General features: G+C 58.9%; 14 protein-coding genes. 3 read left to right on the top strand and 11 right to left on the bottom strand.

From position 1 onward, the window contains the following. Positions 1 to 18: 18 nt before the first annotated feature. Together flgC and flgB are read right to left on the bottom strand one after the other, a co-directional pair. Positions 19 to 423, bottom strand: a complete 405-nt coding sequence (gene flgC / locus J2X19_RS21250; protein WP_116606931.1) for a flagellar basal body rod protein FlgC — start codon at positions 421 to 423, stop codon at positions 19 to 21. A gap of 25 nt (positions 424 to 448) precedes the next feature. Beyond that, the gene (gene flgB, locus J2X19_RS21245; protein WP_092762611.1) at positions 449 to 859 is read right to left on the bottom strand and encodes a flagellar basal body rod protein FlgB; all 411 of its coding nucleotides are present in this window, start codon (positions 857 to 859) and stop codon (positions 449 to 451) included. Between the two features lie 218 nt (positions 860 to 1077). Here flgB and flgA point away from each other — a divergent pair, with 218 nt between their 5' ends. The 3 genes from flgA to J2X19_RS21230 all read left to right on the top strand — a co-directional run bounded on the left by flgA (position 1078) and on the right by J2X19_RS21230 (position 2681). Then, positions 1078 to 1815, top strand: a complete 738-nt coding sequence (flgA, locus tag J2X19_RS21240; protein ID WP_310376308.1) for a flagellar basal body P-ring formation chaperone FlgA — start codon at positions 1078 to 1080, stop codon at positions 1813 to 1815. Positions 1816 to 1921: 106 nt separating this feature from the next. Further along, positions 1922 to 2248 (top strand): flagellar biosynthesis anti-sigma factor FlgM, encoded by a 327-nt coding sequence (gene flgM, locus J2X19_RS21235; protein ID WP_092762607.1) that lies wholly within the window; start codon positions 1922 to 1924, stop codon positions 2246 to 2248. Positions 2249 to 2285: 37 nt separating this feature from the next. Then, positions 2286 to 2681: a hypothetical protein gene (locus J2X19_RS21230; protein WP_310376306.1), complete on the top strand. Its 396-nt coding sequence runs from the start codon at positions 2286 to 2288 to the stop codon at positions 2679 to 2681. A 70-nt stretch (positions 2682 to 2751) separates the two neighbouring features. Here the strand turns inward: J2X19_RS21230 and J2X19_RS21225 are convergent, their stop codons facing one another. The 9 genes from J2X19_RS21225 to motA form a co-directional block, all read right to left on the bottom strand. Then, positions 2752 to 3468 (bottom strand): RNA polymerase sigma factor FliA, encoded by a 717-nt coding sequence (locus tag J2X19_RS21225; protein ID WP_310376304.1) that lies wholly within the window; start codon positions 3466 to 3468, stop codon positions 2752 to 2754. After that, the gene (locus J2X19_RS21220) at positions 3468 to 4268 is read right to left on the bottom strand and encodes a hypothetical protein (RefSeq protein ID WP_310376302.1); all 801 of its coding nucleotides are present in this window, start codon (positions 4266 to 4268) and stop codon (positions 3468 to 3470) included. The genes J2X19_RS21225 and J2X19_RS21220 overlap by 1 nt, the downstream gene beginning before the upstream one ends. Continuing rightward, positions 4261 to 5700: a flagellar biosynthesis GTPase FlhF gene (gene flhF, locus J2X19_RS21215; protein WP_310376300.1), complete on the bottom strand. Its 1440-nt coding sequence runs from the start codon at positions 5698 to 5700 to the stop codon at positions 4261 to 4263. Before flhF ends, J2X19_RS21220 begins: the two co-directional genes overlap by 8 nt. After that, a complete protein-coding gene (gene flhA / locus J2X19_RS21210) occupies positions 5697 to 7724 on the bottom strand; it encodes a flagellar biosynthesis protein FlhA (RefSeq protein WP_310376877.1) in 2028 nt (675 codons plus the stop codon). The genes flhF and flhA overlap by 4 nt, the downstream gene beginning before the upstream one ends. A gap of 50 nt (positions 7725 to 7774) precedes the next feature. Further along, entirely contained in the window at positions 7775 to 8932 is a 1158-nt protein-coding gene (locus tag J2X19_RS21205) for an EscU/YscU/HrcU family type III secretion system export apparatus switch protein (RefSeq protein ID WP_310376297.1), read from the bottom strand. Between the two features lie 90 nt (positions 8933 to 9022). Further along, positions 9023 to 9643 carry a protein phosphatase CheZ gene (locus J2X19_RS21200; RefSeq protein ID WP_116606939.1) on the bottom strand — a complete coding sequence of 207 codons (621 nt, stop codon included), beginning with the start codon at positions 9641 to 9643 and terminating at the stop codon, positions 9023 to 9025. Continuing rightward, positions 9640 to 10038: a chemotaxis response regulator CheY gene (gene cheY / locus J2X19_RS21195; RefSeq protein ID WP_092762591.1), complete on the bottom strand. Its 399-nt coding sequence runs from the start codon at positions 10036 to 10038 to the stop codon at positions 9640 to 9642. The genes J2X19_RS21200 and cheY overlap by 4 nt, the downstream gene beginning before the upstream one ends. Positions 10039 to 10098: 60 nt before the next feature. Further along, a complete protein-coding gene (gene motB, locus J2X19_RS21190; RefSeq protein ID WP_310376294.1) occupies positions 10099 to 11061 on the bottom strand; it encodes a flagellar motor protein MotB in 963 nt (320 codons plus the stop codon). 17 nt (positions 11062 to 11078) lie between these two features. Beyond that, positions 11079 to 11939 carry a flagellar motor stator protein MotA gene (gene motA / locus J2X19_RS21185; protein WP_092762587.1) on the bottom strand — a complete coding sequence of 287 codons (861 nt, stop codon included), beginning with the start codon at positions 11937 to 11939 and terminating at the stop codon, positions 11079 to 11081. Between the last annotated feature and the right edge of the window lie 173 nt (positions 11940 to 12112).

Here is a 12112-nt window from a genome sequence, read left to right as displayed (position 1 = left end):
GCGGGCTTTCTGAAAAAATTATTGACCCATCTGCAGCGTCTTGAGCAGCAGGGATTTGGCGGTGTTCATGACTTCCACGTTGTTCTGGTACGAGCGGGAGGCCGAAATCATGTTCACCATTTCATCCACTGCGTTCACGTTGGAGTGGGTGACATAGCCTTCCGCATCGGCAGAGGGATGGTTGGGGTCGAGCACCTTGCGGCCAGGTTGCTGGCTTTCGGTGACTTCTTTGACCCGCACCCCTGCCGAACTCTCGGCGCCCATCAAGGTGGTCTGGAATACGACTTGGCGCGCTTTGTAGGCTTGCCCGTCCGGCCCGGCCACGGCGTCCACGTTGGCCAGGTTGCTGGCCACAACGTTGAGCCGCTGCGATTGGGCACTGATGGCGCTGCCGGAGACGCCGAAGATGGAGAACATGGACATGGTGATCCTTTAGGTACGGTGCGGCTTACTGCCCGGTAATGGCGGCGAGCATGGTCTTGGCCTGGCCATTGATAAAGCGCAGGGTGGCTTCGTAGCGAACGGAGTTGTCGACAAAATTAGCCCGCTCACGGTCCAGGTCAACGGTGTTGTTATCCATATTGGGCTGGCTTTGCACGCTGTAGCCCAGCTTCTGGGCGTTGCTCAGGCTGCTATCCAGCCCGGGGAGATCCATGTGCTGGGCGCTGGTCTTCTCGCCGGCCATCAGCTTCTGGCCAGACGTTGCGGCCGTCATTGCATCTTTGAAGTTGTAGTCGCGGGCTACGTAGCCAGGAGTGTCCACATTGGCGATATTGCTGGCGATGGCACGCTGGCGCTCGGCGCGTAGCACCAATGCCTTGCTCTGGAAGTCCATTCCACCGACCATTTTGTCCAACATGCGACACCTCGCGTTATCTCTGGCGAGGCAGCCGGTGCCATCCCGGTTCTCGCGTTGGGCAAATTATGGAAAAACTTGAGTCTTTTTAGCCGCTAAAGAAGCGGGTGATTCGTGGTTAGTTCGGCCCTTTGCCAAGGCGGGTGCTGCCTATAGTTTGTTGTGTCATGGAGCGTCTGGGCGCAGCTAGCTGCGCAGTGCTCTTCAGGCAAGGAGTTTTTATGTTACAAATTTTGTCGAAGTTGTGGCGCTACCGCGTGGGGGCTACGGGCCTGGTGTTGTGCGCGCAGGCTTTCGGTGCAGTGGCGCAGGTGGAGGCCGATGTGGTGCAGGTCGGTCAGCGGTGGCTGGAGTCCACGGTCACCCAGGTGTCGCCGGTGGCGTCTCCGAATGGGATGGCGCTGCGCATGGAAGTCGCCGTGGGGGCGCTCGATGCCCGATTGCGCTTGTCTCCTTGCGCCAAAGTGGAGCCTTTTGTGCCGCAGGGCACCCGTCTATGGGGGCGGAGCCGTGTGGGTTTGCGCTGCCTGGATGGGGCTACCCGCTGGAGCGTGTTCTTGCCGGTCACCGTCAAGGCCTTTGGTCCGGCATGGGTGGCCAAGAGCAATATCAATGCAGGGGCGGTGCTGATGCCCGATGACGCCATGGAGGCGGAGGTGGATTGGGCCGAGGATGCGTCGCCGGTGGTGGCGCTGCCCGAGCAATGGATAGGCCAGGTCGCTACGCGTTCCTGGGTGGCCGGACAGGCCATTCGCCAATCGATGGTCAGGGCACCCCAGGTGTTCCAGGCCGGAACCCAGATCCGGGTTTTGGCCCAGGGGCCGGGTTTTCAGGTGACGTCGGACGGCCAGGCCATGACCGCCGGGGTGGTGGGACAGCCCGCCCGGGTGCGGATGGAGAGCGGCCGGGTGATGTCCGGTGTGGTGCAGGATGCACGCACCATCCGTGTCGACATGTAAAGAGTAGTTTCTTTTTGCCATTGCGCAGGAATTGGGCTAAAGAAAATGATAGATCGGTCGAAACCATTGCTACGATGCCTTAACTTCAAGGCTGTTGGAGAGTGTGATGAAAATTGGACAAGGGCTAGAGTTGCCGGTAGCAGTCAGTTCTGCAAACGTCAAAAAGACCGAGCAGGACAAGGAAGCTGCGCCCGCCAGCTTGGCGCAAAAGGGCGCGCGTGCGACCCCTTCGGCGGGGGCCTCGGTGTCCGTTTCTACGCTGGCACGTACGCTGGAACAGACCGATCGGGGCGTTGGAGCCGATTTCGACGCCAAGAAGGTCGCGGATATCCGTGCAGCGATCAAGGGCGGCACCTATTCCGTCAATCCAGAGGCGATTGCCGACAAATTACTGGCCAATGCCCAGGAGATGCTGGACGTAACGGAAAAATAAGCTTTATGGGGTTGGTTTTTGGGCGAGGTCTTTAAATATGGCAGCTAACCCTTCTTCCTCCGGCTTGGAAGCCAGTTTGTCCTCGGTTGAGCAATTGCTGGATGATGTCTCTGCCGCATTGCTTGCTGGTGAGCCGCTGGTGCTGCAAGCTGCCAGTACCTCGTTGCGCCAGGCGATGATGGATATGGCGCGCTTGGTGCCGGCTGCGACGGGCTTGAAGTCTTTGGATGAGAACATGCGCAAGCGCCTGGCGAAGATTTCGCTGACCCTGACGCAGCAGCGCGAAAGCCTGATCCGGCGCGCGGTAGTGGTGGATCGCACCTTGTTGACGGTATTGCCTCAGGCCCAGTCCTTGGCAACTTATTCGGGAGGCGCCAAGGCGAGTGCCTACCGTGGCGGAGCAGCCCGTATCTACGCGGCGGTTGCCACTTGATATGCTTTGGCTTCGCCCATAAAAAATCGCCCACTGGGGCGATTTTTTATGGGCGGGTGCAAAAACTACCTTAGTGGCTGCGCATCTTGGCACGCAGTCGGGCAATGGACTGGCTGTGCAACTGGCAGACCCGGGATTCGGTAATCTCCAGTACAGCTGCAATTTCCTTGAGATTCAAGTCGTTTTCGTAGTACATGCTCATGATGTACTGCTCCCGCTCCGGCAGGGTTTTGATGGCTTCGACCAGAGACGCGCGCAGCCGGTGGTCGCGCAGCAAATGGATGGGGTCGGCGCTTTCGTCGGCGATATGCCGGTCGAGAAAGCTGGACTCCTCGTCCGAACCTCCGGTCATGTCTTCCAGATACACCAGCTGGGTGCCGCGGACTTTGCCCAGCAACTCCTGGTAGTCGGCCAGCTCCATGTCCAGCTCGGCGGCGATTTCTGACTCCAGCGGGCTGCGGCCGAGCTTTTGCTCCAGGCGCTGCACTGCACGCTCGATTTCCTTCTGGCTCTTGCGTGAACCGCGGGACATCCAGTCACCCTCGCGCAACTCATCAATCATCGCACCGCGAATGCGTTGCGTCGCAAACGTTTCGAACTGCACGCCCTGGGCGACCTCGTAGCGTGTCAGCGCTTCCGATAATCCGATCATGCCCACCTGGATCAGATCATCGAGCTCGATATTCGGCGGCAGCTTGGCAATCATGTGGTGCGCCAGCCGTCGAACCAGAGGGACATACTGGCGGATCATGTGCTCCCGGTCCAGATGGCCTTTCGCTGTGTACATCAATATGCCCCTGCCCGATAGCCGAAAGGGGTGGGTAAAGACGCTCTGGCTGCATCTGCCAAGCTATGCGCTATCGGAATCGCATTGGCCATCAGGCGCCGTGCGAGCGGATGGGCATCGTTCCAGTGCTTGTGCTGCTGCGGAAAGGTGCGAACCGTCATGAATTCTGTATGGCAGCCCAGGTGGATTTGGGCGCACTGCTGTAGCGCGAGGCCGGTGGTTCTGGCCAAATTCTCCGCATTTTTGAACGGATTACTCACTACGGACGCGATCAGAGGCGCCAACTGGGCTTGCAGGAATAATTTTTTGAAGCCTTTGTAAGCGCCAATGATAGATGCTCTATGCGGGGTAACCGCCAGCAATGGCCGAACCTGGCTGCCCGGCAGCAAGGTGGCCAGCATGTGGGCGTCCGCATACACCACGACGAGGTCGCAGTTGCGAAACAAGTGGCCCAAGGGCTGCAGCGGCATGCGGTGTCCCCGACTGTGTTGGCTTGCTATGCGGCCAAGCCCTAAACGGGCTGGCACGATATGCCATGGAGATGTGTCTGCTGGCACATCTTCCAGCCAGTGTGCGTGATCCAGTAGGTTCTGTAAACCCGGATTGTCATCGGTTTCCGTTGAACTTGCGTCCAGTACGGTGATACGGTAGTTGAAGCTTTGTAACACGGCGCAGATTTGCCATAGCAGGGGCAGCTCTGTGTCGGAGTCCCCCCGGGTCACCATGGCAATCACACTCCAGGCGGCCTGCGGCGCCATGCGACGCAGGCTTTCGCCTTGGTCGACACACGACTCAAGCATGTACCCGTTCCTTGCGGGCAGGGGAAGGCGATGCAGGGGTGAAGAAGAAGTTCAAATCCACCGCTTTGGGGTCAAATGCGGATTTGGTGGTGGAGCGCATGGAAGCCCGAACCAGCTTTTTGGCGTCAGCCGCCTCCCAGTCCTCGGGCACACGTTGGCCGTTGCACACACCGCGCAGCACCAACTGATGCCGGATGATGGCGTCCAATGCGGGGCCCAGCTTGGCTGCTTCGTCGATTTTGGACAGGATGGCCTGTTGCACGCCCCGGGTCTTGAAAGAGGTCAGCACTTCGTCCATGGTGTCGCCGTGGCTACCGGCATTGAGCACCAGCAGGCGATTGACGCCAGGCAGGTCCAGCACATCCATCATGTCACGCTTGCGCGGATCTTTGGGGGCGATGCCCGTGGTATCTATCAGCACCATTTTCTTGTTGCCCAGCAAGCCCAGCAGGTCTTGCAGAGCGGCCCGGTCATGGGCCAGATGCGCCACTACGCCCAGCATGCGACCAAAAGCGCGTAGCTGCTCGTGTGCGGCAATCCGGTAGGTGTCCAGCGTGATCAGGCCGACGCTGTTGGCACCATGGACCCGCACGCAATGGGCCGCGAGTTTGGCGGCCGTGGTGGTTTTGCCTACGCCGGTGGCGCCGACCAGTGCATAGATACCGCCTTGGTCAAACAAAGGTTTAGCGCCGGCATCGGTACGCAGATTGCGCTCCAGCACCTCCATCAGCCAACGTACGGCCTCTGCAGGGTTGGCATCCTCTGGCAGTCGTTCGATAACGGCCCGGGCCAAGGCTGGCGAGTAGCCTGCGCGGATCATTTTGAGCATCAGATTGGACTGGATGGGATCTTGCTTGGTTTTGCCCAGCCAGGCCATGGTGTTGAAGCGCTCTTCAATCATGTCCTTCATGGCTTGCAGTTCGTCCACGATACCCTTGGAGTTCATCACGGCCGATGCGGGCGCAGGCTTGGGGCGAGCCACCGGGGCGGTTGCAAACGGCGCCGCATGTTGCGCGCGCTGGGATTGCGGCACGGGCGTTGCAACGCTGGGTTGTGCATCCACTTTGGGCGGGAAGATTTCGTCGCGCAAACCCGTACTGGTTTCATGGCGGCGGCGCAGCATGCGTTCGCGCACATAGTCCTGGAACGACAGTGTGCTCATGGCCAGTTGTTCGGTGTCTTCTTCTACCGGGATCTGTGCCATGGCCTGGGTGGCTGCAGAAGACGAAGCAGGTGCTGCATGGGTCTGTCCCAGGCCGGACGGCTCTGACGTCCGGTCCAGTGAGGACAGTGCATCTTCTGCGGTCGCGACCACTTCGACTCCTGTGGAGGTTGGGCGGTTGGACAGGATGAGCGTGCCCTCACCAAAAACCGCGCGGGCCTTGGCCAAAGCTTCGCGGGACGTAGCAGCGTGAAAGCGTTGGATATTCATGTGAGTGCACCTTTGAGAATGGGGCCAATGCGGATGGTGTGGGTTTCTGGAATTTCACTGTGCGCCAGCACTTGCAGGCGGGGGGCTACCCGGCGCACCAGCCGCGAAATTGCATTGCGAATTTGGTCTGGGACCAGCAGGCAGGCGGGTACACCCAGCTCTTCCTGCTGGAGGGCGACGTCTGCCACATTGCGGGTCAGCAGGTCGGCAACGCCGGGGTCCAGTGCCGGGCCGGCGGCATTGCCGAGGGCTTGCACCAGCATCCGCTCCAGGCCGGGCTCGATGGCGATGACGTTCAGTTCGCGGGTCGGGCCGTAAATTTGTTGCACGATGGCCGGAGCCAAGGCAATGCGCACACGGCGGGCCAGGTCGGCTGGGTCGGTGGTGCTGCCTGCGTGCTCGGCCAGGCATTCCACAATGGTTCGGATATCGCGGATGTGCACAGACTCTTCCAGCAAGAGCTGCAAGACTTTCTGGAACGTGGCGATAGACACCATTTTGGGAACCACTTCTTCGATCAGTTTGGGGGCCAGCTTGCTGACATGCTCCACCAGTTGTTGCGTCTCTGTGCGGCTCAGTAACCTGGCCGCCTGCACTTGCATCAAGTGTGACAAATGTGTGGCCATCACGGTTTCCGAATCAACCACGGTAAAGCCGGCCATTTGTGCCGCTTCCTTCTGCCGCTCGTCGATCCAGTGTGCGGGTAGGCCGAAGGCAGGATCGGTGGTAGCCGTGCCAATCAGTGGGGTGGTGATGCCGCCAGGGTTGATGGCCAGGTACATCCCCGGGAAGGCTTCGCCTTCGCCCACCACAACGCCGCGCAAGGTAATGCGGTAAGCACTGGGTTTGAGGTCGAGGTTGTCGCGCACGTGGACAGGTGGCGGCAGAAAGCCAACCTCTTGTGCGAATTTGCGCCGTACCCCCTTGATCCGGGTCAGCAGATCGCCAGGGCGGGTTTTATCTACCAATGTAATCAGTCGGTAACCCAACTCCAGTCCCAGCAGATCGACGGGCTGGAGGTCGTCCCAGGTGGCTTCGCCATCGGTCGGGGGCGGTGCCACGATGGCGGTGGCGTCCACCGGAGCAGGGCGCTTGGAGATGGCCCAGGCGCTATAGCCCAAGACGGCAGCCATGGACAAAAACACCGTGTGCGGCATATTGGGAATGATGCCCATGAACGCCAAAATGCCGGCCGTAATGCCCAATACCTTGGGGGAGTCAAACAGTTGGTGGATGATCTGCTTGCCAATATCGTCGTCTTTGCCCACCCGCGACACCACCATGGCGGCTGCGATGGAGATCAGCAAGCCGGGGATCTGCGCAACCAGCGCGTCGCCCACCGCCAGCAGGATGTAGGTGTCGGCGGCTTTGGAGGCGGTGAGGCCGTGCTGCAACACGCCGATCGTGAAGCCGCCCACGATGTTGATCAGCAGAATCAAGATGCCCGCAATCGCGTCGCCTCGGACAAACTTGGATGCACCGTCCATCGATCCAAAAAAGTCGGCTTCTTCTCCCACTTCGGCGCGGCGGCGTTTGGCTTCCGCGTCATTGATCAAGCCGGCGTTCAGGTCGGCATCGACGGCCATTTGCTTGCCGGGCATCGCGTCCAGCGTAAAGCGCGCAGAGACTTCCGCAATACGTTCTGCGCCTTTTGTCACCACGATAAAGTTGATGACCACCAAAATGGCGAAAACGATCAAACCGACCGCAAAGTTGCCGCCGATCAGGAAATGCCCAAAGGCCTCAATCACCGCGCCTGCAGCACCTGCGCCGGTATGGCCTTCCAGCAGCACAACCCGGGTGGATGCCACGTTGAGCGACAGACGCATCAGCGTGGTGAGCAGCAGAACCGAGGGAAACGCGGCAAAGTCCAGTGGCCGCACCATATAGGCTGCGACCATCATAACCATCAGCGCAACGGCGATATTGATGGTAAAGAACGTGTCCAGCAACCATGCGGGCATGGGCAGGACCATCATGGCCAAAATGGTCATCACCATGATGGGCGCAGACACGCCCTGCATCAGCGACCGATTGGTGTTGAACCACTGCTGGGCTGATTTGAGTTGCGGGTTCACGGTGTGGCCTCGGCCAGAATGGTTTTACTCAAGGGGTCCAGCTCAGGCGGAACATCGGGCTGCGGGAAGCTATCGGGCATGGTGCCCTCGCCCCGCATTGCGGCTTTGACTCGGTACACATAGGCCAACACCTGGGCTACCGCGGTGTACAGGGCCGATGGAATCTCGCCATTGATTTCGGCATGGGCATACAGTGCGCGGGCCAGCATGGGGGACTGGAATACCGGCACGGAGTGGGCCTTGGCCATGTCCCGTATCTTCATGGCCACCAGATCGGCGCCTTTGGCAATGACTTGCGGCGCACGCATGGTTTTTTCGTCATAGCGCAGGGCGACCGCAAAGTGCGTTGGATTCATGAGCACGAAGTCTGCCTTGGGTACCGCGCCGACGCTGCTACGCTGGGCCACCTCACGCGCCCGGGCGCGCATCTTGCCCTTCATCTGTGGATTGCCATCGGATTCTTTGTGCTCTTGCTTCACTTCCTGGTGCGACATCTTCAGCCGCGACTTCATGAGAAAAGTCTGCAAAGGCACGTCGATGGCCGCCAATGCGAATACCACCAGCAGCAAAAGGCTCATGCCCGAGGTAATCCAGTTGGCCAACTGCTGGATCGAAGCGGCGGACGGCTGCAGCACCAGGAGTGCAACCGTATTCAGACTATTGGATAAAAATGTCCATGCAACCGTGATAAGTACTGCGGTGATTGCTATCAATTTGATAACTTCTGTCACTTGCTCTTTGGAGAACAGGCGGCCGAAGCCGGAGATCGGGTTCAGTCGGCTCAAGTCCGGCATGATGGGTTTCAGGCTGGTTACCCATCCGCCGGCGGCCACTGCGCTGCCCACCGCAGCGACCATCACGATGCCCGCGAAAACGGCACTGGCAATCATGCCGATCAGCACCATGTCCTGCAGGCGGTCCAGCATGCTGCCGTTGTTTGCCAGTGTGCTGGCGGTAAAGGAGAGTTGTTGGCCCATGGCCAACTTGAAGCGCTCCATGAAGGTGGGCGCCAAAACCAGCAAGGCCGCCGAGCCTGCACCCAGGACTGCCAGATGCGACAAGTCTTTGGAGCGCGATGCCTGCCCGTCCTTGCGCGCTTGCTGCAGCTTGCGCTCGGTCGCTGGTAGGCTTTTGTCTTGGCTGGATGAGTCCATGGCACTGGAGTTTTATGAAACCCCATTGTCTGCATCCGGCCATTTTTCTAAAGCCCGATAAACGGGATTTAGAAGGGCTTGTTAGCGAAGTTAGAAGCCTAGGCTGGCCAGCAAATCATCGACCTGAGACTGGTCGGTGACGACATCGGTTCGCGAGGTCGGGTCCACCACTGGGCCAGCCAATCCCTCGGGGGCTTTGGCCGTGATCGGGGTTGGGCTGGGCGCTGTTTGGATCAGCAGCTCAATCAATTGTTTTTCAATGGTGGCAGTCAGGTTCACCACCCGTGCAATCACCTGTCCGGTCAAATCATGGAAATCCTGCGCCATCATGATTTCGGTCAGATGGGAGTCGATCTCTTTGCTGGCGCGGTCTACATCTGCGACGAAGTTGTATACCGCACCTGTTGCCACGGCCGCCACCGGATCTTTGACGATCAGGGCCGCCAGGCGACTGGTCTCTGCGGCAATGAAGTCATGCTGGATTTTTGCCAGATCTACCCGGCTCAGCACTTTCTCGGCGGCTTCGCCCGTCAGGCGTGCGATGTAGGTGAGGCGACTTTGTGCATCGGGAAGCTCTTCTGCGCTGCCTTTGAGCTTGTCGGTGTAGCCCAGCTCGTTCAAGGAGTCGTGCAGCTGCCGCGTCAGCATGCCCAGCTTTTGGTGTACTGCTGGTTGAAGGTCCCCTTCGGCGGGAAGAGCTGCGGCGCTCATGCTGGGATCAGCCCATTCTTTTTGAGAATGTGCACAAGCTTTTCTTCCAGCGTGGCTTTGGTAAAGGGTTTGACGATGTAGCCCGCTGCGCCACCCTGGGCGGCTGCCACGATGTCTTCCTTGCGGGCTTCGGCGGTGACCATCAATACAGGGAGATGCTTGAGCTTCTCGTCCGCCTTGATTTCCGCCAGGAGCTGAAAGCCGTTCATGTTCGGCATATTGATGTCGCTGACAACAAAGTCGAAATGCACGCCGCTGCGGAGCTTTTGCATGGCGGCGACGCCATCTTCGGCTTCTTCTGCGTCGGGAAATCCGCTTTCCTTGAGCAGGTTGCGGACAATACGGCGCATGGTTGAAAAGTCATCAACAATGAGGAAACGCAGGTCAGTTGCCACGTGTGACCCTTTCGATGGAGGTTGCTGAAATAAGGCGCATTGTGAGGGTTCTCGGCGTTCTCATGGTTTCTGCACGCCTCGTTCGGGCGTTGGTGCGGAGGTCATGTCGGTAACGGATGGTGTTTCAATTGTTACAGGATCAGCTATTGTGGCATTGCCCATCAGCCGTTCTTCTGCTTCTCTGGTCATGATCGTAATACTGATCCGGCGATTTACGGGGGCCAAAGGATTTTTGGTGTCCATCAGATTGCTGGCGGCCAAGCCTACGACCCGTGCCATTTTCGCATCAGGCATGCCGGCGGCCACCAATTCGCGACGCGATGCATTTGCACGGTCGGCGGACAGTTCCCAGTTGCTATAACCCCGTTCACCATTGCCATAAGGGGTGCTGTCGGTGTGTCCGGCCAGGCTGATGCGGTTCTCGACTTCGTTGAGGGCACTGCCGATTTCTCGCAAAATTTCACGCATATAGGGCTTCACCAAGGCGCTGCCGCTGTCAAACATGGGGCGATTTTGCTCGTCCACGATTTGAATCTGCAGCCCATCGGGTGTGGTTTCTAGGCGAATTTGCGAACGGAACTCGCTCAGTTTGGGGCTGCTGGTGATCAGGGAGTCGATTTTGGCGCGCAAGCTGGAGATACGTTTGGCATCCTGCTTGGCAATTTCTGCCTTGGCAGCTGCGTCGTCCATTTTCTTTTTGGCGGGGTCGTCCCCTGTGCCGCGTGTGCCTTGGCCCGCTGATTTGGTCAGATCCGATCCACCGCCAGACAAAATGCTGTTACTTGCGCCCGCGCCGCTGCCGCCTTGCATGGCCACCTTCAGCGGGGTGTTAAAAAAGTCAGACAAGCCTTTTTTGTCGCCTTCGGAGGTGGAGCCCAGCAGCCACATCAGCAAAAAGAACGCCATCATGGCGGTCACAAAGTCGGCGTACGCAATCTTCCAGGCGCCGCCATGCACGGCATGGCCGCCTTTCTTGATCTTCTTGACGATGATCGGTTGGAGCTTTTTACCGTCGCTCGCCATACCCGCTTTCTGCTAAGTTATTTTTTGCCACGGACATGGCCTTCCAGTTCCGCAAAACTGGGGCGGTCCGTTGAAAACAATACTTTGCGACCGAATTCGATGGCGGTAGCGGGGTTGTAACCCTGCATGCTGGCCAGCAAGGTGGATTTCATGCATTGCAGCTCTTTGGCGCCGTCTTCGGTTTTTTGCTCTAGCAGCCCGCCAAGGGGTTCTACCACGCCATATGCGAGCAAGATCCCCAGGAAAGTACCCACCAGCGCCGACGCGATCATGCCGCCCAGCACCGCTGGCGGTTGCCCTACCGAACCCATGGTGTTCACCACCCCCAACACCGCCGCCACAATCCCGAAAGCGGGCAAGGCACCCGCCAGCCGGGCAATGGCGGCGATGGGGGCGTGGGCTTCGGCGTGGTGGGTGTCGATCTCGCTGTCCATCAGCGATTCAATTTCGTGGGCGTTCAGGTTGCCGGACACCATCATCCGCAGGTAGTCGGTCATGAACTCCACCACGTGGTGGTCGCTGCCGACCGTGGGGTATTTTTTGAAAAGCTCGGACTCGTGCGGGGACTCCACGTCACCCTCGATCGCCATCAGTCCTTCTTTGCGCGCCTTTTGCAGGATGTCATACAGCAGCGACAGCAGCTCCAGGTAACGGGTCTTGGTGTACTTCGAGCCTTTGAGCGCCTGCGGTAGCAGGGCCATGGTGGCTTTGAGCACTTTGGGCTGGTTGTTTACCGCGAAAGCCCCGAGTGCACCGCCGAAAATGGTGATCAGCTCGAACGGCAAGGCCTTCAAAATCACAGCGATGTTGCCACCGTGGAAGATGTAAACACCGAAGATGCAACCCATGGAGACGGCGTAGCCGATGAGGACGATCATGTCTGGGGGCGCGCAGGAGTTGGGGCGGTGTTGGAATGCATCGGTATCAAAAGCGGCTTTTAACCTATCTAAATGTATCGGATTTGTTGCACCTTACTTTAAAAATAAGGACCACAAAATGGCATTTAATCGGGCCTTGCTGCTGGGAGTTGAAGGTTTATCCTCCCACGAGA

It is taken from the genome of Rhodoferax ferrireducens, from assembly GCF_031458075.1.
GTDB lineage: Bacteria > Pseudomonadota > Gammaproteobacteria > Burkholderiales > Burkholderiaceae_C > Rhodoferax_B > Rhodoferax_B ferrireducens_A.
Note: the sequence above shows the minus strand (reverse complement) of the source record. Positions and strands in the feature narration are given on the sequence as shown.

Excerpts from the sequence above, each read along its gene's own strand:
- flgC (WP_116606931.1), bottom strand. The coding sequence starts at position 423 with ATGTCCATGTTCTCCATCTTCGGCGTCTCCGGCAGCGCCATCAGTGCC.
- flgB (WP_092762611.1), bottom strand. The coding sequence starts at position 859 with ATGTTGGACAAAATGGTCGGTGGAATGGACTTCCAGAGCAAGGCATTG.
- flgA (WP_310376308.1), top strand. The coding sequence starts at position 1,078 with ATGTTACAAATTTTGTCGAAGTTGTGGCGCTACCGCGTGGGGGCTACG.
- flgM (WP_092762607.1), top strand. The coding sequence starts at position 1,922 with ATGAAAATTGGACAAGGGCTAGAGTTGCCGGTAGCAGTCAGTTCTGCA.
- J2X19_RS21230 (WP_310376306.1), top strand. The coding sequence starts at position 2,286 with ATGGCAGCTAACCCTTCTTCCTCCGGCTTGGAAGCCAGTTTGTCCTCG.
- J2X19_RS21225 (WP_310376304.1), bottom strand. The coding sequence starts at position 3,468 with ATGTACACAGCGAAAGGCCATCTGGACCGGGAGCACATGATCCGCCAG.
- J2X19_RS21220 (WP_310376302.1), bottom strand. The coding sequence starts at position 4,268 with ATGCTTGAGTCGTGTGTCGACCAAGGCGAAAGCCTGCGTCGCATGGCG.
- flhF (WP_310376300.1), bottom strand. The coding sequence starts at position 5,700 with ATGAATATCCAACGCTTTCACGCTGCTACGTCCCGCGAAGCTTTGGCC.
- flhA (WP_310376877.1), bottom strand. The coding sequence starts at position 7,724 with ATGCAGGGCGTGTCTGCGCCCATCATGGTGATGACCATTTTGGCCATG.
- J2X19_RS21205 (WP_310376297.1), bottom strand. The coding sequence starts at position 8,932 with ATGGACTCATCCAGCCAAGACAAAAGCCTACCAGCGACCGAGCGCAAG.
- J2X19_RS21200 (WP_116606939.1), bottom strand. The coding sequence starts at position 9,643 with ATGAGCGCCGCAGCTCTTCCCGCCGAAGGGGACCTTCAACCAGCAGTA.
- motB (WP_310376294.1), bottom strand. The coding sequence starts at position 11,061 with ATGGCGAGCGACGGTAAAAAGCTCCAACCGATCATCGTCAAGAAGATC.
- motA (WP_092762587.1), bottom strand. The coding sequence starts at position 11,939 with ATGATCGTCCTCATCGGCTACGCCGTCTCCATGGGTTGCATCTTCGGT.